Source organism: Sphaerisporangium sp. NPDC051011 (assembly GCF_040653595.1).
Classification (GTDB): Bacteria; Actinomycetota; Actinomycetes; order Streptosporangiales; family Streptosporangiaceae; genus Sphaerisporangium.
On record NZ_JBFAGG010000001.1, the window covers coordinates 646,708 to 668,635 of the forward strand.

Annotated in this window: 12 protein-coding genes; 4 read left to right on the top strand and 8 right to left on the bottom strand. The window is 66.8% G+C overall.

The window, feature by feature from the left end; translation table 11 throughout:
* Positions 1–23 precede the first annotated feature (23 nt).
* Positions 24–683, bottom strand: a complete 660-nt coding sequence (locus AB0H21_RS02875) for an HAD family hydrolase (RefSeq protein WP_358511368.1) — start codon at positions 681–683, stop codon at positions 24–26.
* A gap of 160 nt (positions 684–843) precedes the next feature.
* Between AB0H21_RS02875 and AB0H21_RS02880 the strand changes: the two genes are divergently transcribed.
* The gene (locus AB0H21_RS02880) at positions 844–1,587 is read left to right on the top strand and encodes a Uma2 family endonuclease (protein WP_358510644.1); all 744 of its coding nucleotides are present in this window, start codon (positions 844–846) and stop codon (positions 1,585–1,587) included.
* A 314-nt stretch (positions 1,588–1,901) separates the two neighbouring features.
* The gene (locus tag AB0H21_RS02885; protein WP_358510647.1) at positions 1,902–3,572 is read left to right on the top strand and encodes a CHAT domain-containing protein; all 1,671 of its coding nucleotides are present in this window, start codon (positions 1,902–1,904) and stop codon (positions 3,570–3,572) included.
* A gap of 251 nt (positions 3,573–3,823) precedes the next feature.
* Here AB0H21_RS02885 and AB0H21_RS02890 read toward each other — a convergent pair whose 3' ends face one another.
* Entirely contained in the window at positions 3,824–4,318 is a 495-nt protein-coding gene (locus tag AB0H21_RS02890) for an ATP-binding protein (protein WP_358510650.1), read from the bottom strand.
* 271 nt (positions 4,319–4,589) lie between these two features.
* Between AB0H21_RS02890 and AB0H21_RS02895 the strand changes: the two genes are divergently transcribed.
* Complete coding sequence (locus AB0H21_RS02895; protein ID WP_358510653.1) at positions 4,590–6,185, top strand: hypothetical protein; 1,596 nt, start codon at positions 4,590–4,592, stop codon at positions 6,183–6,185.
* 459 nt (positions 6,186–6,644) lie between these two features.
* On the opposite strand, the gene AB0H21_RS02900 is transcribed toward AB0H21_RS02895, so the two are convergent.
* From AB0H21_RS02900 to AB0H21_RS02920, 5 genes are all read right to left on the bottom strand, one after another.
* Positions 6,645–6,986: a hypothetical protein gene (locus AB0H21_RS02900; RefSeq protein ID WP_358510656.1), complete on the bottom strand. Its 342-nt coding sequence runs from the start codon at positions 6,984–6,986 to the stop codon at positions 6,645–6,647.
* Positions 6,964–7,404 (bottom strand): RHS repeat-associated core domain-containing protein, encoded by a 441-nt coding sequence (locus AB0H21_RS02905; RefSeq protein ID WP_358510659.1) that lies wholly within the window; start codon positions 7,402–7,404, stop codon positions 6,964–6,966. Before AB0H21_RS02905 ends, AB0H21_RS02900 begins: the two co-directional genes overlap by 23 nt.
* Positions 7,405–7,575: 171 nt before the next feature.
* A complete protein-coding gene (locus tag AB0H21_RS02910) occupies positions 7,576–7,749 on the bottom strand; it encodes a hypothetical protein (protein ID WP_358510662.1) in 174 nt (57 codons plus the stop codon).
* A gap of 981 nt (positions 7,750–8,730) precedes the next feature.
* Positions 8,731–9,540 carry a hypothetical protein gene (locus tag AB0H21_RS02915; RefSeq protein ID WP_358510664.1) on the bottom strand — a complete coding sequence of 270 codons (810 nt, stop codon included), beginning with the start codon at positions 9,538–9,540 and terminating at the stop codon, positions 8,731–8,733.
* A gap of 123 nt (positions 9,541–9,663) precedes the next feature.
* Entirely contained in the window at positions 9,664–16,869 is a 7,206-nt protein-coding gene (locus tag AB0H21_RS02920) for a DUF4082 domain-containing protein (RefSeq protein WP_358510667.1), read from the bottom strand.
* Positions 16,870–17,161: 292 nt separating this feature from the next.
* On the opposite strand from AB0H21_RS02920, the gene AB0H21_RS02925 reads away from it, so the two are divergent.
* The gene (locus AB0H21_RS02925; protein ID WP_358510670.1) at positions 17,162–17,950 is read left to right on the top strand and encodes an AfsR/SARP family transcriptional regulator; all 789 of its coding nucleotides are present in this window, start codon (positions 17,162–17,164) and stop codon (positions 17,948–17,950) included.
* A gap of 25 nt (positions 17,951–17,975) precedes the next feature.
* Here AB0H21_RS02925 and hrpA read toward each other — a convergent pair whose 3' ends face one another.
* On the bottom strand, positions 17,976–21,857 hold the full coding sequence (gene hrpA, locus AB0H21_RS02930; RefSeq protein ID WP_358510673.1) for an ATP-dependent RNA helicase HrpA: 3,882 nt from the start codon (positions 21,855–21,857) through the stop codon (positions 17,976–17,978).
* Positions 21,858–21,928: the final 71 nt, after the last annotated feature.

Here is a 21,928-nt window from a genome sequence, read left to right on the forward strand (position 1 = left end):
CACCGTCTTCGCCTGGCGCCGGGCTACTGGACGCGGCCCTCGGCCAGGACGGTGACCAGCTCGGGGATGCCGTCGATGATCACATCGGCCCGCCGTGCCTCGGGGCGCTCGGCGTGCAGGTAGCCCCAGGGGCCCCTGCGGAGCAGGGCCGTGCGCATTCCCGCCTCGGCGGCGGGGAGCACGTCGTTGTCCAGCCGATCCCCGACGTAGAGGATCTCACCCGGCTCGCGGCCCGCCACGGCGGCGACCTTGGCGAAGAACTCCGGGTCCGGCTTGCTGACACCCCAGCCCGCCGAGGTGTGAATGCCGTCCACCGGCAGGTCCATCGCGGCGAGCTGGTCGTACGCCTGCGGGGGCTGGTTGCCGGCGATGACCAGCTCGTACCCGGCCTCCCGCAGCGCGGCGAGGCCCGGCCGCACGTCGGGGTACAGGTCGTCCTCGTCGAAGTTCTCCCGCAGCCCGCCCGGCTCCTCCCGCCGCCAGGCGTCCAGCTCGGCGGACAGGTCGATGCCCGGCCGCACGACCTGGAAGGCGTCGCGGTGGGACCGGTCGAGCGCCGCCATCCCCCCGAGCACGCCCATCATGACGAACCGGGGCACCCCCAGCCGGTCGGCCCACCGCGACCAGATGCGCGTCTCGTCGACCAGCGTCTCCCCGACATCGAACACCAGCGCCCGGACCACCACGACTCCCCCTCCTCAACGCACTACCCGGACCCTACTCGCCGCTCATCCCCGCAGGCCCACCGAGGGCGACCGCATCTCTGATATCCGAGCACCTGTTCCGCGATTACCGAGATACTCATCGTGTCCACTTAACTACGAAGGGACAGGAAAGATGGTCATGACGTCGCGAAGGTCGCACACGAAACCTGCCGTTCCCCCGGACTCGACTTCTCGGCCGGAGACCGAACCCGAGCCCACGCTCGAACCGACGACGATCGACGGCCAGACGGGGAGTGCCTCGGAGATCGCGCCGCGACCATCCCCCGGCGCGAGGTCGCACGCGAAGCTGGCTCCGACACCGGAGACGGCGGGCCGGCCACTGCCGACGACTCCGCGAGAGCTCTTCGACGCCCTACCTCCCCTTCCCCTCCGCACTGAAATCATCAACGGGAGAATGATCGCGAGCCCCATGGGCACCCCCGAGCACGCCGATGCCGCGATGAACCTTTACCGCGCCCTGTGGCCGATCATTGACACACACGGATGGGACGCGTTCACCGGCAATGTCGACGTCTGCATCGACGGTCCCCGTGATCCCGTCGTTCCGGACTTCGTGCTCGCTCGCCCCGACTGCCCGCGATGGGGGTGTGAGCTGCTTTCGTCCGGACTGCTCATGGTGGCCGAGGTCGTTTCGCCCGGCAGCGTCCGCGAGGACCGCGAGGACAAGCCCGACCTCTACGCTCGTGGCGGTGTGCCAATGATGCTGGTGATCGACCCGGAGGACGCACCGCCCTCGGTCACCGTCCTCAGCGACCCGGAAGACGGTTTCTACCAGACCATCACCCGCGTGACGATGGGCAAGCCCCTGCGCCTCCCCGCCCCCGTCGACTTCGACCTCGACACGGGCATCTTCCTGAGCTGAGCGCATCCACGGGACGAAATGGGGCGGTCAGCGGGTCAGTTGCGCCATGACCACGCCATGGCCTTGTGGATGCGTTTGTCGGAGATGGGGTACGGGTGCCGAGCGTTTGGGCGAAGTAGCTGACTCTCAGTGCTCCGGAAGGGGGTCAGCCTGGTCTTCCGCAACCTGGCCCGCCGCAACCAGTCGCTGCGGCACCCGCCAGCTCAGGAATATGACGAGATAACGGGACATGACGCGGTGAACGCGAACGCGTCCGGTGGACCCCGCACGCGTGGTGCGGCCGATTAGGATATTCGGCCGACACTGGAGGTCAAATGGGCGAAAGCAGCGCTCCACGCGTTTTCATTTCCTACGCACAGGACTCCACGGAGCACGAGGAATCGGTGCGCAATCTCTGGATCTTCCTGCGCTGCCATGGTATCGACGCCCGCATCGACCTCCCTGGCGCCGAGGGCAGGCAGGACTGGCCCACGTGGACACGGGACCGCCTCCACGACGCGGATTTCGTCATCGTCGTCGCCTCGGACGCCTATAAGCTACGCGCCGAAGACACCGCGGAAACCGGCGATGGCGACGACGTGCGATCGGCGGCCCACCACATCCGCGACGCGTTCCATCGAAATGACCCGAGCGCACCGCTCAAGTACCTGCCGATTCTGTTACCTGGGCATTCATCGGGCGAAGTCCCGGAGTTCCTCGCCGCCGCGTCTGCCCCTTACGAGGTCACCGATTTCACCGTCCGCGGCACCGAAAAGCTCATGCGGAGCCTGACGGCCCCTCCCCCACGAAGCGTGCCCTCGATGAGCGGACCACTGGCCTCCCCCGCGCCTCCGGCGGCGTCACGGCCGGGGGCACGTTCGCCGCTCAGCCACGAGTTGGTCCTCGCCGTCACGGTGGAGGAGGGACGGGTCACCTGCGAGGCGACGCTGGCGGGTGCCGTCCTCGGGCGGCACGACGCGAGCCTCCCCGTCAGCCCCGGCACCCTCGCGCACGCGATGAACGCCCCGCCGCACGTGGCCGAGGAGCGGCTGATCGAGGCGGGACGCGCGCTGTGCGCCGCCCTGCTCACCGAGGACACCACCCGCCACATCGCCAGGCTGCTGCACGACTCGCGTTTCGGCACAGTGGTCGACGTAGTCATCGACGCGGACGGCGCGGCGTCCGCGCTGCCGTACGAGCTGCTGCGCCTCCCCGACGGCCGCCTGCTCGCCACCGTCCCCGGAGTCCACGTCCGGCGCCGCGTCGCCGCCACCGCGAACCAGACGCCTGCGGCCTCGCCCGGCCCGCTGAAGATCCTCGTGGCAGTAGGCCCACCCACCGGGAACGGCTCGCCGGCCGGGGAGCCCGGGACACGGGGCGTCCCGGACACGACCGTCACCCCCTGGGCCACCCTGGACCCCGGTACGGACCGACGGGCAACCCTGGACGCGGTCACCAACCTGCGGGCCATGGGCGCGGCCGAGGTACGCATCCTGGAGGACACCAACCCGCGCGCGATCGCCGAGGCACTACGCGCCGACCGGTACCACGTCCTACACCTGTCCGCGCCCGGGACATCGTCCGAAGACCCGATGCCCGCCGAGCCCCTGACAGCGACGCCGGCAGACGACCTCCCGCCCCTTGTCGTGATCTCCGGATGCGCGGCGGCCGTGCCCTCCACGCCAGACGGCGACGCACCCGCCGTGACGCTGATCCGGCGCGGCGCCGACCGCGTCCTCGCCATGCAGGCACCGGTCACCGCCAGATACGCCACCGTACTGACCACACGCTTCTACACCGCCCTGGCCACCGGCGCCGCCCTCACCCCGGCCGCGGCCCTGGCCGACGCCCGCAACCACCTCGAACAGGAACGCATGCACCTCACCCGCGCCGACCCGGACGACCCCCCACCGCCGGAGTACGCCATCGCGACCCTACTGTCCACCGGCGACGACCTCCCCCTGATCGACCTCGCGATGCCACCGCTCCCGCTGAGCCGTTCCTAGATGCGCGCTGGCGTCGGTCTTCCGTACCGCCTTGATCTAGGCGTGCGTCATTCGAGCCGCACCGCGTAGAGCCGCGCCGCTCTACTTCAGAACCGTCCAACGCGCCGGTTCCCGGAGGACCGCTGCGGCGCCTTCCAGGTCGGCAAGCCGCGCCGCAAGGGTGCCTCGGCGAGACGAGGCGAGAGCGCCGTGCTGGATTTGAGTCTGTGGAGGGCCCTGTGGTCGATCTCCAGGCTCTAGGGGATTCGGGGCTAGGGCAGGCATGGGGAGAGGTAGGCCCATACGCGGTGGCCGGAGGATGGGGTGCCCTGGTAGCCGGCTCGGGTGGCGATGGCCGACACCATCGCGAGGCCCCGGCCGTGCTCCTCGGTACAACACTGCTGGTCGTGCCCGGTGAATCGGGGTGTGCCGGTCCCGCCGTGGTCGTACACCGTGAGCAGGATGCCGGCGGCACTGTCGTCCAGCACGACCTCGACCGTGAACCGGCCGGTGGCGAGGCCGCTGCGCGTGTGGCGCAGAGCATTACCCGCCAGTTCCGAGACGATCAGCTCGGCGTCGTCGGCCCGGGGGTCGTCCGCCAGCAGGAACCGGACGAACCTTCGCGCCTCGCGCACCTGGTCCAGCCGCCCGGGGAAGATCCGTCGCCAGACCAGGCCGCCGGACGAGTCCGGTGACACGGGGTCGACCGGCCCCGGCTCCTGCCGAGCGGTGGCGACAGCGGGGAACGCGGAAGGGTCGGAGGGCACCAGGACCACCTGCCTTGAGGGAAGACGTGATGAGTACGCGGACAAGGCGTAACTCTGGCCTGAGAGACCTCAGCCGTTGGATCCCCTGCTCTGGCAGCCGCACTTCTCACGGGCCCGCACATCTCGAACTGCAAAGACCCGCCCCACCTCCGGCGCCTTCCCTCAAGAAGGGCCAAACGGAGCCCCACATCCGATGTGCGTCTGAGTAATCGATCGTGTACGTTGAGTGAGAACAGGTGTTCGGAGTCCGAGTCGTCGAAGGGGTGGGGCGATGTCCGGCGAGGGGTACCGCGAGCTGCGCGAATGCAGGCGACGCGGCGAGGTGCTGCGTGCCAAGGGGTTCACCCATGAACAGGTCGCCGACATCTTCGCGGCCTTCTTCGACGTCGGCCCGCTCCGGCTGCATCGGTACGCATATGGGCACACCGCCGCCGAGGTGGTCGCCATGTACAACGACCTCGACCCGGCCGGTTCCGCCTCGCTTCGCGAAGGTCGGTTCTACGAGTACGAGAGCTGGCCGGTCAGCGGTAAGCGCCCCTCGGCGAGGGTCCTGGCGATCTTCGCCCGCGTCTACCGCACCACCGCCCGCCGTCTCGTCACGGACGAGGTCTACGCGTCGTACACCGTTCGCGACCGTGATCTCATCGACCGTACGGACCATCGGCACCTCGTCCCCCACGGCACATCTCGCGCCCCGGAGACCGGGCGAGGCCGTGCCACCATGGAACAAGCGGCGGCGCGAGCAACCGGCACGGTCGGGCAGGTCCTGAGCCCCGCACCAGCGGACTGCGCCGCCTTGCTACGCGCCCTCTCATCCGAGGAGACCGATGTGAAGCGACGCGACCTACTGTTCGAGCTGGCCCTGACGCTGGGAGGCGCTCCGGCCCTCGTCCTGCTCCGCCAGTTGTCCTCGTCCGAGAAAGACCGCCTGGCGACCGCCATACGCACATCCGGTCACGTGGACGCCCGGACCGTAACCGTCATCGAGAAACTGACCGCGCGATGCCGCCGTCTTGACGACGACTTCGGCCCTGAAACCGTCCTCCCGATCGTAGAGTCGCAACGAGTGATGATCACCGATCTCCTGCGCCACGAACACTTGCTCCCCGCCTTGCGTGGCCGGCTCGTCAACGCCTACGCCCAGCTCAGCCAACTGTCCGGATACCTCCACCACGACCTGACCGATTACGCGACGGCCCGCACGCGTTACCGACAGGCGCTGAATGCGGCTCACGAGGTAGAAGACCCGACCCTGATTGCCTATCTGCACATCTGTTTGAGCTACATGGCGATGTACCAAGCCCATACAGGTCAAGCACTCGACCACGTCTTCGCCGCACGCGGGTGGGCGAAGCGGAGTCCGAGCAACGTCCTGCGATCCGTGCACGCCATGGAGCTCGCACGCACCCTGGCGCGGAAGGGCGAGACAGCGGAAAGTCGGCACGCGTTCGAGCAATCCCTCAGGCTGGCGGGCCAGCCGCGAGACGAAGCCGACCCCTCCTATCTGTACTGGTGGACACCGACCCAGGTGCAAAGCTGCGCCTCGGATTGCATGCTGGCCTGGGGGCAACTCGACGCTTCGATCACCGCCGCCGAGCGAACGTTGGCGTCCACCGACACGCCGATGCTGCTGCGCGGACAGACTTTGTTGCAATACGCGGACAGCCTGACCCGGAAACGAGAGATCTCCGCAGCCGCAGAGAAGATCCGCGACGCAGCCCGTTTGACCAACGTGCACAGCTCCGCACGCATCGCCGACTCGGTGCGGCAGGCTCGGGGGCGGTTGCAGCCGTGGGCGGGGAACAATCACGTCCGCGAGCTCGACGAGGAGCTCCACTCCTTGGGCATCGCCGCCGTCGCTTCCTGATCATTTGCCGTAGGGCGTACCGGTTCTCGCACCAGTGGGCCCGGCCCTGACCTCCTGGGGTCAATACTGAGCGTGTTTACTTCGGCACGAAAGGTCAAGAACGAGGGTCGTGACATCACGAAGGACGCATCCTGAGCCCAGCGTCGCGCCGGAGCTCAGGTCTCTACCTGACGGCGAGTCCAAGCTTTCCGCTGCTTCTTCGGGAGCCCCGGCGACAGGCGAGGCCATCGTCTCCAGCGGTGAGCGGCAAGACACCCATGCCATGCCCACCAAGAGAGCCCACGCCATGTTGGCGCCGACGCCCGAGACCGCGCACCAACCGCTGCCGAGCACTCCACGAGAGCTTTTCGATGCGCTGCCACCCCTTCCCTTCCGCACCAAGATCATCAACGGGAGAATGATCGTGCGCCGTTGAACGCATCCGGTCAAAACGTCAACTCGCCGGGACCCTGGGCTTAGTTACGGTTGGGTACGCTGCCGCTCACCTCCTTCAGAAAAGAAGGTATCGACATATTCAGACGGCGCCAGATTGCTGGTGCGCATTAACGAAAACACTTCCACCCCCTCGTCAAGATCATCCGATATGTGGTACGCCTGAGAAAGCCCCACGTAGCGAACGTCAATTAGTGTGATTGCGTACTGAATTGCTTCGCTTTCGGCCAGCCGAATCGCCTCCGAAAAATTGGCAGCCCTCCAAATTGTTATACGTTCTTCATATGCGCCCAGGTCGCGATGATGGAATACGCATCGCACTCCATACCATTCAGGGTCAGATTTTCTATCGATCTTCGCACTCTCCACCGGAAACCCCCTCTTCACTGAGCTTGGCTGGCTGAGGTTTTGTTCCGTCGAGGTCCATCTGATTGATGGGGTCTTGGTTGGCGTAATCATATGAATTAGCAGAACCGCCTGCAATCGGGTCAATCTGAAGAAAACGTCCGACCTTGGGATTATAAAGGCGGGCGCCCATCAGGATGAGGCCGCCTACGCTTTCGCCTGAGCGCTGGCAGGCACCAAACCAGCCATATCGGGTGGCGGTCGCTGGTGTTGACTGCGCGGTCGAGGCCATATTCGTCTGTTCCGCGTAGTTGTCTACACCTGTGGGACTACTGGCATCGGCGCAGGTGGCGACAAGCTCCCCGTGCAGTTGCAGCGTGAGCGTGCCGCCACTGGACTGCGTCTCCTCGAACCCGCGAATGCCGTGGCATTGCGCGTCCACGTCCCGTTGACCTCACCGATCCAGGCTGGCCATTACTGGGGCCACCCAACCGAAATGGATACTCAGAACGAGTCAGGCGAGCGCGAGAACGTGGCACCGATCCAGACAGAGAAAACGCGGCGGCCCCCTGCCTGCAGGCCGTGAAGTCTCCCTTCACACAAGCGCGGCACTTCACTTGTTGCGCTTACGTTTCCGGGCAGAATCGTACAGGCCAGCGGCCATCGCCACGCTGGCGATGACCGCCGCGCCATGACCCTTCCATCTGTCCATAAGAAAAAGGAATGCCGCCAGCGCCACGGCTCCTAGGAAATACAACAAGTACACCCACCACGGTTCACGTTTCATCTTCCATCCCGAAGAGGCGCTATACCGTGCAACTCCGATCGGCCCGCACGGTGAGGGCCGATCGCTACCCGTTTCCTCTCTCAGCAACAGACCATCGCGCCTCCGGATAATGAAGTCCGGCCAGGGAGACGCTGTTCGCGGCCTCTTCGCCACTTACCTTGCCTTCCGGACTCACAAGAACCCTACTTGGGTACGTGACCGGAAGTCACCGGGCACCCCAGACGCCTTGTGGCGTTCCTTTCGTCTGGTCTTTCAGGGTGCCGTCGGGCATCAGCATCGGCGCTTTGAGCCAGCGTGCCACTAATTCGGCCCTATTGACCGTAATCTGACATCGTATGTGCCAGAAGTCAGGCGCAGTACCCGGGTTCCGCCCGACAGCGAACTCGAGGGCGACGGTGCGTCACTCGTCCGCCGCCGGGCCTGGACCGGACGTCTCTCTTTCCAGTTATTCTTCGCCGACTGCTCACCGATGTCGCTCGAACCAAGCGCTTATGCAGAGGACTACTGCCGCGAGCACAGCAAAACCGAGGCCGATCCCAGCGCACAGCAGCCAGGGGATCGGCTTCTCCCCGTTCTTCCGGGACGCAAGAGAGAAAATCACGAACATCGCGAACCCTCCTGCGGCACCGAAGCATACACCGTAACGCAGAGGATGTCCTATGGCGAACTCATGCCTCGCACGATCAATTCGTTCAACGGACATCATGACACGTTCCAACCTCGAACCCGCCCACAAGTCATCATCGTCCGGTGGCCGATGCACTATCGTGGTACTCCGCTCATTCATGCTTCCGGATATCCCACCAGCACGCTCTTCCGGACAACTATCCGGAAGTTACCCGAAGACGATCACACCCCGCACTCAGCTCATGACAGAAGCGCCCGGCTGGCATGGCTCAGCATGCCAGCCGGGGGCCGAAACGCAAACTCCTCTCTAATGGGCCTTTGTATCCTCTCCATTGGCGCTAATGATGCCATAAACTACTGTTTCACGTTATCGACGGCGACGCTTACAGACCCAGCGAATGGTCTCACTCCCTCAGGTTTCGCTAGAACTTGCGGCTGGCCGTTTTCGCGCACAGTCACGATTTCGCCATCCGCAGAGCACCAACCGAGGATCCCACGAACTGTGATGCCAGCGAGGAAGCACGGCCGGCCTCCCTTATTGGGCCGCACCACCTCAGCCGTTGTTTCCGCGCTCTGCCGGTCCACGAGCAGCCATTTTTTGGGATTCTCAACAGCGAGACTCGAACCGTCCGGTGCCCATGCGACAGCGGACGGGTCACCGGCGACGTTCACATCGCTCGTCTTGCCGTCCGCGATCGAAATGATCGAAACGGAAGCCCCCCTGGGAGCGAAGACGTTTGATTGATAATTCTCACTGCCTCCGTGCACGAGGGCGACCCAGCGCCCGGCGGGGTCTACGTCGAGGGAGTGAATTTCCCCTTTTACCTTGGCGAGCATTTTCGGAGGCGCCGACTGAGTCGTGTCCGCCACAGCGACATTTCCTTCATTGTCCCCGAGAACAATGCGTCCACTGGAGCCGACCCAACTGACGACGGAGGCTGGGAATCGTATCTCCCGCTCGGTTCCGCTGCGTATGACGACGACGGAGTACTCACCGTCATCATCAGTCGAGCCTCTGGCCCAACAGCCCACGAGGGCAATGCTTCGGCCATCCCTACTCAGCCAGGGGAACTCCATATCGGAGCCTGCCGCACAGTCTGGCAACTGCACCGGCGAAAGATCGGCCTTCGCCACATAGCTGTCATTCGCCTCGCCAGGCTGCACGCCAACGAACCACGCGAAGTCGTAGGCAGCGGGATCCCCTCCACCCGAGCCTCCGCATGCGGCCAAGCATGCGACCAACATGACTCCGAGCAGAACCGACCTGAACATAACGCTCACCCAGCCTCACCGATGGCAATATGACAGCTTTTTCCCATTCGTACACATGAGTCTATACCAACCCCAATCCTTGAGCCGGTCTGCCACCCAGAAAGCATTTTTCGACTTTTTCGGGTTACTTCTCTTGAGGTTGTATCCCAGGGTTCTGCCGAGGTTGTTGTTGTACAGGTCCATCTTGGTCCAGTAACCACAATGCCGACCGCAGTAATCCTCATGATTGTCGCTGATCGTCTTCGCGGCGGCTACTCCGATGGTAAGCACCATGAGCGCGTTCCACAGTGCGTGCAAGAACGCGTTCTTCCACGTGCCGTCGTCTTCGGAAGTATACTTACCCCACATGCGTACCGTGATGGAGATGGCGGCTTCCTTCATATTCCATCCGGCCTTACACGTCGTTATGTCCAGCTCCCACCAGCAAGCTGCCGCTTCGCTCAGGTTGGGCATCGCACCATCAAGATCAGTACAGTTCACAGGGTCCGTATTGCAGTAATCAAAGGCGGTCGCACTTGCTCCTTCGACGGGATCCATCTGCAAGAAGCGGCCAGTGGCAGGGTTGTAAAGGCGGGCGCCCATGAGGACGATGTCGGCGACGGTGTCGCTGGCTCGTTGGGCGCCTCCCAGCCATTCATATCGGTCACTGGTGTTGACTGCGCGGTCGAGGCCATATTCGGTCTGTTCCGCGTAGTTGTCCACGCCTGTTGCACTACTGCTATCGGCGCAGGTCGCGACGACATCCCCGTGCAGGTTCGTGAGTTGCAGCGTGAGGGTGCCGCCGCTGGTCTGCGTGGCCTCCAGACCGGTGAACGCGGTGACGTTGCGGGTCCAGGTGCCATTCGCCTCGCTGATCCAGGCTGGCGAGTCTCCGCCACCAGCGTAATGGTTGGTCTGCGTGCCGGCCGAGGACGTGGTCTGGCGGACGCGGCCGAGCGGGTCGAGGGTAAAGGTCTTGGTCGTCGACGCCTGGGTGAGGGTCCTGACCATGTCACCCGCGTAGTAGCCGACCGTGACCGCCGCGCTGTTGGCTGTGGATCCCGCTGGGATGGCGGTCGTACGGCCGAACGCGTCGTAGGAGTACCCAGAATCGGTGATCCTGTCCGCCGAGTCGAAGGTATGGGTCACCGTCGTCGGGGTGGTCGAGGTCGAGCACGACCCGTCGTCGGCCGCCGGGTAACTGGCCTGCGAAGTGCGGTTGGTGTCCACGTCGAACCCGTACGTGCGGGTCTCGCACGACAGGTTGTAGGTGTCCGACACCTGGGTCAGCCGCCCGGCGGTGTCGTAGTTGTAGTGCTGCAGGCTGCCGTTCGGCCCGGCCGTCTCCACCGTCCGACCGTTGGCGTCGGGAATCGCGGTGAACGCCAGCCAGTTCGTGCCCGACTTGGCGTAGTTCAGGCTGGTCTGCTTGCCGGTGTCGTCCCACCCGCTGGTGGCGGTCAGGCCGTTCGGGTACACCTGCTTGACCAGGTTGCCCGCCGCGTCGTAAGCGGCGGTGAATGAGCCGATGGTGGAGACGGCGATGCCGGTGGGCAGGCCGCGCCGTTCGGCCTTTCCGGCGGCGTCGGTGCCGTCGTAGGTGTAGGTGTAGGTGCCCTTGCCGTCGTTGACCGTGGCGGCCCGGCCAGTCGCGTCGTACGTCGTGACAGCGGTGTTGCCGTCGGCGTCCGTGGTCGAGTACGCCCGGCCGAGCGCGTCGTAGGCGGTCGTCACCGAGACGCCGCCGGCGGTGACCCCGGTCTGCAGGCCGGTCGCGCTGTCGTAGGTGTAGGTGCGATCCGGCAGTGCGGTGCTGCCGGCGCCGGTCTCGGTCACGCTGGTCGCGGCTGTACGGCCGGCGGCGTCGACCGTGATCGTCGACGACCGGGTCGCCGACCCCGACGTCTCGACGGTCTGGGCGGTCTGGCCCCAGTAGCCATAGGTGACTGTGGTGACCGGCAGCGTCCCTCCGCTGGAAGGGTTGGCGGCGGGAGCGGTGCGGCACACCAGTCCGGCCCACTGCGGCTTCCCGCCGCACGACGGGTACGAGGAGTTGGCGGCGGCGCTGTAGTAGGTCGCCGTGGTCGTGCCTGCATCGGAGCCGGAGGAGGACGGCATGCGCCGCTCGATTTGGCGTCCGGCGTCGTCGTAGTGGACCTTCTGCACGATGTCGGTGCCGCCTGCGACGACGGTCTTGTGGCTGGTGGGTTGGAAGAGGTCCCAGCCGGAGGGGTCGCCGGAGACGATCGGGTCGTAGCCCGTCTTCTCAGTGTGGGTGTCGGCCGCCGCGACCGTACCGGCGCCGTTGACGACCAGCGGCTTCACGATCGTGGTCGTGACGAGGTGGTAGTCGACATCGGGGGCGGGCTTGCCCTCGTCGTAGGTGTAGTTGGTGTGCTGGCGGGCGGACACGAGCGCGCCGTCGGCGAGCATTACCTGGCGGGCGGGGCCGTCGCCAGTCAGGGCGTCCCCGTCGTCGTTGTAGGTCGTGAGGGTGGCCAGCAGGTCGGCCCGCTCGGCGCTGCTGGTGCGCCCGGCCACATACGCGTCCGTTGAGGACGTGGGCGCGAGAGCCTCGGCGCGATTGCCCGCGCTCAGATCCCACACGGTGTTGCCGTTGTCATCGTACCGGGTCGTCGAGACCTGCCAAGCGCCCGCGCCGTACGTCGCCGTGTTGACGGCGCGGCCGTTGACGTCCATGTACGTCAGGGACGCGTACGGATAGTCGCCGGAGGCGGGAGCGTAGGAGCCGTCCCCGGCCTGCGGAGGCACGTGCCAGGCGGGGAAGACCGCCGTACCAGTCCGAGGGAGGTCAGAGGTCTGCGACCAGGTCGCGGCAGTCGCCCCGGTCACGTCCACCGGCGAGTTGATCGGCACGCCGTACGACACCGCCTGGACGATGTCCGTGGTGCCTGCCTCTCGCTGGACATCGGCCAGTCGGCCGGAGGTGTCGTAGTCCATCCGCCACGGGTTGAGCCCGGGCGGGGTTATCTGCGAGATCCGGCCCGCGCCGTCGTAGTAGTAGGTGACCGTCAGATTGGGGCGGGGGTCGGACACCGTGCGCAGGTGGCCGGTGGAGTCGTAGGCGTACGTGGCGACGGTGGTGGTTTTCATCGCCGACGTGTCGGGGTCGAAAGCCGTGTATGAGATCGACTTGGCCAGCCCGGTGTAGTCGCCCCAGCCGGAGGCGATGCCCGTTGCCGTGGTGGCCGATGCATAGGTGATGTCGAGCGTCTTGCAGCCGGCGACCAGGCTTGCGGAGCAGTCCACTCCTACCGGAACCGGGGCGAGCATGCGGGTTACCCGTCCTTGCCCGTCATGCGCATAGGTGGTGGTGTTCTCCTGGCCGGGTTCATCGACACTGCTGACGACCCATCGGGTCAAGTCAGAAGCGAAGTTGACGTCGACCCAGTAGTTGCCGCCGCCGTAGGAACTGGTGGGGAACTGGGAGGCGCTGCCGTAGGAGAAGACGCCGTTGCCGCCGTACACGGCGCTGGTGGCCGGGGCGTGTAGTGGCGGGCTGTCCTTCGTCGACGCGAAATAGTTACCGTCGAAGGAGTAGTGCCCGGCGGGAGCGAAGTAGGACGCGATGTACGTTGTGCCCGACGTTACCCGGATCGGTGCGGGGAAGGTGAGGGTCTGCCAGCCCGAGTCCGTCTCCTCCGTGAACGTGCCGGTGGCGATCTTCTGCCCGGACGCGGTCCACAGGTTCCCGATGTGGGTTCCGGTGTTTCCTTGGCCCTTGTAGAAACGTACCCCGGTGATGAATCCGGGCTGGTCGGCGGTGAACTTCACCCCCAACTCGACCGGGTCGGGGTCGGTGGAGGCCGTGGTTCCTGGGGTGGCGGCCACGCCGAACAGGCTGGTGGTGCTCACGGTCGACAGGGCGGGATCAGGTGCACCCTGGTTGGGGACGAACTCCACATCCACCCAGTAGTTGCCACCGTGGTAACTCCCGGACGGGAACGTGGAGGCCGCCCCGTAACCGTAGACGCCGTTGCCGCCGTACACGTCCGCAGTGGCCGGGGCGTGCAGCGGCGGGCTGTCGGTGGCCGTGCTGAAGAAGTTGTCAGTGAAGGAGTAGTGTCCGGCCGGAGCGAAGTAGGACGCCACATACGTCGTGCCAGGACTCACCTGGACCGGTGCGGTGAAGGTGAGGGTCTGCCATCCCGATGCGGTCTCGCCGGTGAACGTCCCGGTGGCGAGGTTCTGCCCGGAGGTGGTCCACAGGTTGCCGGTGTGGGTTCCGGTGTTGCCGGGCCCCTTGTAGAAGCGGACCCCGGTGATGAGCCCCGGCTGGTCGGCGGTGAACTTCACCCCGATCTCCAGCGGGTCGGGCTCGTTGACCGACGCAACCGCCGGAGCCGCCGTGGCGGCGAAGAGGTGTGCGGGGGCGGTCGGGGCCACCGCGGCTGCTTTGAAGGTTGTCTTGTCCCCGAAGGTATCGGTGTGGGTGAACTGGGTGGGTGAGTCCTTGACCACCGTAGACCCGTCGGTGGCGTCGGAGACGCCCTGGTAGGTGCCGTCGGCCTGCTTCGTGTAGGTGAGCTGAGAGCCGTCAGGACCCGTGAAGAGCACGTAGCCCTTGTCGGTGTGGTCTTCGAACTGGCTGCCGGCGACGATCGAGTTGCCGGTGGGGAAGGAGGCGGTCCAGCCTGGTCCGAACACCCCGCCTGCGCCGGTGACGGTTGCGGGGGCCAGGGTGGTGTGGCCTCGGGATACCGACAGTCCGAACGCACTGACGTCCGTCGCGCCGACTGAGTAGTCACCGGTGAGCAGGGCGGCGGTCCCGGGGCCGAGAGGCGTGGTCGCGTAGGAGGCGCCGAAGGCGGTACGTTCCAGGGTGAAGCCGACCGCATCGGAGCAGTTGTCGGCGGTGCCGCTGGTGAAGCAGGCCCGCAGCGCGACCGGGCCGTCACCACGACCGGCGCTGCGCATGGTGTGGGCGACGTCCCAGTACAGCTCGGCGAACGGCTGGCTCGTGTTGGTCCGTGTGACGGGCCAGGCGGCAATGGGGGTGGCAGAGCCGGGTACGGTCACGTCGGTGGTGGGGATCGGTGACCAGGCGGCGTCGGTCTTGACGTCGGCCTTGTACTCGTACCGTACGCCGGTGCGGTCGGGGGCCGCTACAGCGGCCAGGGCGATCGCGGCCTGGGTGCGGTCCTCGTCCAAGGGTTTGGTGATCTCACCGACTCCCGCGCCGAAGTTGTAGGCGGTGACCGTCGAGGTGCGCAGGGCCATGTCGCGGGTCTTGACGTACAGGGTGTGCCAGCCCTGCTTGGGGTCGATGCTGATCGTCAGCGGGTGGCCGCCGCCGCCGTTGTCGGCGGCCAGGTTCGGCGCGGAGGGGTCGTCCAGGCCCCAGTAGTAGCCCGAGCCGTCAGCCGAGGTGGTGCTCAAGGTGGCGGTCACCGGCTGGGTCTGCTTGGCCGACCAGACGTTCGCCGGATAGGACGGCAGGCTCACGGTCGGGGCCGTCGGGTCGGTCACATCCACGGTGAAACTCTTCAGCGCCGACCAGGAGCGGGAGTAGTCGGTGCCGTCGAACCCGCGCGCCCGCCACTGGTAGTGCTTGCCGTCGGCGAGCTTGCCCGCCGGGACCTGGATCTTGCCCAACTCGCCCTGCTGGAGGCCGTTCACCGCGCCCGACCAGACCGTCCCGGTGCCTTCGGCCGGGTAGGCCGGATCGCGCAGGATCTCGAAGTCGATCCGCTCGGTGTCCCATTCGCCGTCGCCGACCAGGCCGGCCAGGGTCGGGGTCAGCGAGGTGACGTAGGTGCCGCCGTTGGTGCCGCCCGCGCTGGGTGTGATGGACAGGGCTGAGGGCACGGTCGGGTAGGAGTTCCACTGGACGGTGATCTTCGGGCCGGGCATGCCGGCGGTGTTCTCCGAGGAGCGGAACATCCGCCAGTTGGTGACGTCGGCCTCGTTCACCGCGCGGATCTGCAGGCCATAGTTCGGCGTGCCGTCCGACCAGGCCTGCAGGATGCTCTCGATCGAGAACAGCATCGTGCTCTCGGCGCAGCCCGGATCGCCGTAGCCGTTGGTGTTGGTGACCGCGCCGGTCGTCGTCGTGGACGGCTGTGCCGCCAGGGTCAGCGTCGAGGACTGCCACGCCGAGGTGACCCGGCGCACCTGCACACCCGATTCCACGCTGCTGCCACAGGCGTTGGACTTGTAGTTCGACAGGGTCAGATCCGCGTTCATGATGTGCTTGCGGGTCAACCCGTTCAGCCCGAACTGCAGGTAGGTGCGTGCGGTCTTGGCGCCGGAGCCGAACTTGCCCGCGTGCAGCCAGGTGGCGCCGGTCTGTGAGCTGGGGTAGTCGTCGGAGACGAAGGTGTCGGTCTGCAGGGTCAGGTTCATCCACGGGTCCACCGTGACCGGGAACTGCACGGCCGGGTCGGACAGGAACGCGGTGTCCGGCTTGAGGACGAACGCAGGCCCGTCCGGACCGTTGACGATCTCGGAGGCCACCTCGGCGCGCCTGCCCTGATCGGGGGACTCCTCGGCGGCGGCGTCCCACATCTGCGGCGCGGGAGCAGCGGCGATCACCTTGCCCGAGGAATCATCGGCAAGCTGCAGACCATGGTCGGCGCGCTGGCCGAACTTCACTCCTGACAGCTCCATCGGCAGCCTGATCTCCACCGGGCCGGTAGGCCGCTCCCGGAAGACCACGAAATGCACGAAACCACGAGCCTGTGCCTGCACGACCAGATCAGCACCCGGCGCGACATCACGCCACGTCAAGGTGCTGCCGGAAACCTCCGGCCTGCCCAACTGACCGGCCCACTTCAGGCCGAAGCGGCGCGCCTTGCCCTTGCGCTTGCCGTTGACCTTCACCGTGGTGTCATCAGCGATCGAGGCGAAGGCACCGGAACCGTCCGCGCTGAAATCGATGTCGGCAACAGCGGCCTTGGGAACCAGGCGGTTACCCTCCTGAACGAGCGTGGTGTCGACCGGCACCCAGCCATCCCCACGCTTGACGCGGATAGGCCCGGAGTTGACCTCCGTTGTCACGGTCCCATCGGGATTGATCCAGGACGTGGACTCCTCGGTACGCTCCGAGGTCACCTCCACGCGGGAGTTCTGCAGACGAGCGGCCAACCCGGCCGACGTCATGTCGGGGCGCTCGGTGACCTGCTCTTGTGGAGAGGTCGCCTTGGCCGCAGCCACCGCAGCGGCGCGAGCCTTGTCTGCGGCCACCGCTTCAGGAGCGCCTGCGATCGTGGTGACCGCCACCACGATAACCGTGCCAGCCGCGATTGTCCGGGTTTGCCATGGCCTGATTTTGAGCCACGAGAAGACCATCTGCACTCCGTACGTAGCTGGGCAAGGGCATACGCACAGCACGGTAATGATCACAGGCACATCGAAGGCACATTGAAGGCACACTGGCGATGCCCCTTCGGGGCCGCCCCGTCGGGGCCGCGCTGCCGGAATAATCCCGGTTTACTGAGATTGACAGCATCCTTTAAGGTTCACGCTAGAGATCAACAAGTCTTGTCGTGGGCCCTTTTCCCTCAGGAGAGCCGTGCTGTTCGAGGTGCTTGGACCGATCCTGGTGCGAAACGACGAGGGCGAGATACTACAGATCGCCCGAGGGCTGCCTCGGGTTCTGCTCGCGCTGCTGTTGCTCAAGGCCAACCTGCCGATCCCCGCCGATCGTCTGATCGACTGGCTCTGGCACGGCAAACCACCGAAGTCCGCGAGGAGCAATCTCAAGACCTACGTGGCGATGCTCCGAGCCGTGCTGACGCCGGGCAGCCTCCCTGTCCGCACCGCCGGAAACGGCTATCTCCTCGTCATGGAGCCGGACAGGCTGGATGCCACGGCCTTCGGCCGTCTGGCCGCAGGTGGGAGGCAAGCCGTCCGTGATCATGATCTGGTCGGCGCGAGCCGGCTGTTCGAGCGGGCGCTGAGCATGTGGCGGGGGGAGGTACTCCATGGACTCGACCTCAGAGGAGAGCTGGCGGACTGGGCTCGTCGCCTGGAGGACGAGCGCCTGACCGTGTCGGAGGATCTGATCGACGTCAAGCTCGCGCTCGGCCGCCATAACGACACCATCGGTGATCTGCTGTCCCACACCGCCAGGCATCCCCTACGCGAGCGCGGCCATGCCCAGCTCATGTTGGCTCTATACCGTTCCGGACGTCAATCCGAGGCCCTGGACGCCTACCATCGGCTGAGTCACACTCTCGTCGACCAGACCGGGGTCAAACCCGGACTCCACCTGCGGGAACTTCACGCCAAGATCCTCAACGGGCATCCTTCGCTCGCCCATGGACCACTCGAAACTCGATGTGAAGCTTTCCGTACGTGACCGCAGCGGGCCCGACCGGGCGGGGTCATGGAGTGAGGCGGTCCATGGCCTTGCGGATGCGTTTGTCGGAGATGGGGTACGGGGTGCCGAGGGTTTGGGCGAAGTAGCTGACGCGTAGCTCTTCCAGCATCCAGCGGATCTCCACCACCGCGTCCTCGGAGCGGCGTGGCTCGGGGAGGCGGGTGAGGAGGTCCTCGTACGCCAGGCGGATCTCGTCGAGCTGGAGCATGCGCTCGTGGTCGCGGTAGGGGTCGTCGGGGAGCTTCTCCAGGCGGCGTTCGACGGCCCGTAGGTAGCGCTGGAGGTCGGGCAGGCGGCGGTACCCGGTCTCGGTGACGAAGCCGGGGAAGACGAGCGTGGACAGGTGCTCGTCGATCTCCTCCAGCGCGTCGACGGGGCTCTTCATCGCGGCGAGCGTGCCGCGTACCCCCTGCCAGACGACCAGGATGCGCTCGACGCGGGACACGGCCTCGGCGGTGGTGTCGTACAGCTCGGCGCGTACGTGGTCGTGGGCGCGCCGGAAGTCGGCGGGCGTCCAGGCCGGGCCGCCCGCGTCGGCGATGAGCTTGTCCGCCGCGGCCGTCACGCAGTCCTCGAAGAGGTCGGCGGCATCGCGGTGGGGGCTGTGGCTGAGGGCGAGCTTCTGCTGGGTGGTCAGCCCGCGCAGGATCGCCTTGGCGGGCGAGGTCACGTCGAGCAGGACGAGCCGGCGCATGCCCTTCCACATGGCGGCCCGCTGCTCGGCCTCGGTCTCGAAGACGCGGATCGCGACCGAGGCGCCCTCGTCCACCAGCGCCGGGTACGCCTTGACGCGGCCCTGCTCGAACAGCTTGGGCAGGTCGCCGAAGTTCCACGCGCGCAGGCCGGAGCGTTCGAGCTCCTCGCCGGCGCGCGACAGCGTGGCGCGCACCTTGGGGGCGAGGCGGCGTTTCAGCGCCTCCAGGTCCTTGTCCTCGCCGACGGTGCGCTTGCGCTCGTCCACGACGCGGTAGGTGACGCGCAGGTGGTCGGGCAGGCGGGCCGGGTCGAAGGAGTCCGGCGGGACGCGGACGCCGGTGAGCCGCAGCAGCTCGCGGGACACGGCCTCGGCGACCGCCTCCTGGCCGGGCGTGACGTTCTGCAGGACGGACCGGGCGTAGTTGGGCGCGGGGACGAAGTTGCGGCGCAGCGGCTTGGGCAGCGAGCGGATCATCTCGGTGACCAGCTCCTCGCGCAGGCCGGGGACCTGCCAGTCGAAGCCGTCGCCCTCGAACTGGTTGAGCACCTGCAGCGGGATGTGGACGGTCACGCCGTCGGCGTCCGCGCCCGGCTCGAACTGGTAGGTGAGGCGCATGCGCTGGCCGAGGTTCCGCCACGCGTCCGGGTACGCCTGGTGCAGGTCGCCGGCGTCGGCGCCCGCGTTGATGAGCATGTCGGCGGTGAACGTGAGCAGCTCGGGCTCGTCCTGCCGCTTGCGCTTCCACCAGGTGTCGAAGTGGGGGCCCGAGACGACGTCCTCGGGGATGCGCTTGTCGTAGAAGTCGAACAGCGTCTCGTCGTCGACCAGGATGTCGCGCCGGCGGGCGCGGGTCTCGAGCTCCTCGACCTCCGACAGCAGCCGCCGGTTGTCCTTCAGGAAGCGGTGGTTGCTCTCCCAGTCGCCCTCGACCAGGGCGTGCCGGATGAACAGGTCGCGGGACAGTTCGGGGTCGATGCGCCCGTAGGGGACCTTGCGTTCCACGACGATCGGCACGCCGTACAGCGTGACCTTCTCATGCGCCATGACGGCGCCCTGGTTCTTCTCCCAGTGCGGCTCGCTGTAGGTGCGCTTGACGAGGTGCCCGGCGAGCGGTTCGATCCACTGCGGCTCGATCTTGGCGACGACGCGCGCCCACAGGCGCGAGGTCTCGACCAGCTCGCCGGCCATGACCCAGCGGGGCTGCTTCCTGAACAGCCCCGAGCCGGGGAAGATGGCGAACCGGGCGCCCCGCGCGCCGATGTACTCGCGCATGGCGCGGCGGCGCGAGCCTTCCTCGTTCTTCTCGACGTCCATCACGCCGATGTGGGACAGCATGCCCGCCAGCAGCGAGACGTGGATCGGATATGCCTCGGCGCGGGTGGAGTTGAGCGTGATGCCCATGCCCGTGGCGACGTGCCGGAGCTGGCTGTAGATGTCCTGCCACTCGCGGACGCGCAGGTAGTTGAGGTAGTCGGCCTTGCACATGCGCCGGAACTGGCTGGAGGACAGCTCCTTCTGCTGCTCGCGCAGGTGGTCCCACAGCTTGAGGTAGGTGAGGAAGTCGGATTCCTTGTCGGCGAAACGCGCGTGCTTCTGGTCGGCCTGGGCCTGCTTGTCGGCGGGCCGCTCGCGCGGGTCCTGGATGGACATCGCCGCCGCGATGACCATGACCTCGTCGGCGCAGCCGTTGGCGTCGGCGGCCAGCACCATGCGGGCCAGGCGCGGGTCGACGGGGAACTGGGCGAGCTTGCCGCCGATGGGTGTGAGCCGGCGGTCGTCGTCGAAGGCGCCGAGCTCGTGCAGCAGGTTGACGCCGTCCTTCACCTGCCGCTGGTCGGGCGGCTCGACGAACGGGAAGGCCGTGATGTCGCCGAGGCCGAGCGTGGTCATCTGGAGGATGACCGAGGCGAGGTTGGTGCGCAGGATCTCGGGGTCGGTGAACTCCGGCCGCCCGAGGAAGTCCTCCTCGGCGTACAGGCGGACGCAGATGCCGTCGGAGGTGCGGCCGCAGCGGCCCTTGCGCTGGTTGGCGGACGCCTGCGAGATGGGCTCGATGGGCAGGCGCTGGACCTTGAGCCGGTGGCTGTAGCGGGAGACGCGGGCGAAGCCCGGGTCGATGACGTACTTGATGCCCGGGACGGTGAGGGAGGTCTCGGCGACGTTGGTGGACAGGACGATCCTGCGCCCGCGGTGGGACTGGAAGACGCGGTGCTGCTCGCCGGCCGACAGCCGCGCGTACAGCGGCAGGACCTCCTCCTTTCGGCCTTTCAGCGCCTCGGCGGTGTCGCGGATCTCACGCTCGCCGCTGAGGAAGACCAGGATGTCGCCGGGCCCCTCGGCGCACAGCTCGTCCACGGCGTCGACGATCGCCTGCGCCTGGTCCTCCTGCTCGTCGGTGATCGGGCGGTAGCGGACCTCGACGGGGTAGGTGCGCCCGGAGACCTCGACGATCGGGGCGTCGCCGAAGTGGCGGGAGAAGCGCTCGGGGTCGATGGTGGCCGAGGTGATGATCACCTTGAGGTCGGGGCGCCGGGGCAGGAGCTGTTTCAGGTAGCCGAGGATGAAGTCGATGTTGAGGCTGCGCTCGTGGGCCTCGTCGATGATCAGGGTGTCGTAGCGGGACAGGAGGCGGTCGCGCTGCATCTCGGCCAGCAGGATGCCGTCGGTCATCAGCTTGACCAGCGTGTCGTCCCCGGAGTGGTCGGTGAAGCGCACCTTGTACCCGACGGCTCCGCCGAGCGGGATGGCGAGCTCCTCGGCGATGCGCTCGGCGACCGTCCGGGCGGCGATCCTGCGCGGCTGGGTGTGGCCGATCTGGCCCTTGACGCCCCGGCCGAGCTCCAGGCAGATCTTGGGGATCTGCGTGGTCTTGCCCGACCCGGTCTCACCGGCGACGATGACCACCTGGTGGTCCCGCACGGCTTCGAGGATGTCGTCCCTGCGGGCGCTGACCGGCAGGTTCTCCGGATAGGTGAGCGGGGGGACGAGGGCCCGCCGCGCCTCCACCCGGGCCTCGGCCGCCTCGATCTGGCCGGTCACCTGGTCGGCGATGGCCCTCAGCGCCTTGTGGTCGCGCACCTTGCGCGCGCCGTCGATGCGGCGGCGCAGCCTGATCTCGTCGCGCAGCATCAGCGCGGGCAGGCGTTCGCGCAGGCCGGTCAGGGGCGATGTCACCGAAGAAGATCCCATGGTCGCTTTCCCGGCCGTCCCGTCGAACAGCCGCCACCGGCAAGGATAAGCAACCCGCCCGGGGTCTTCGC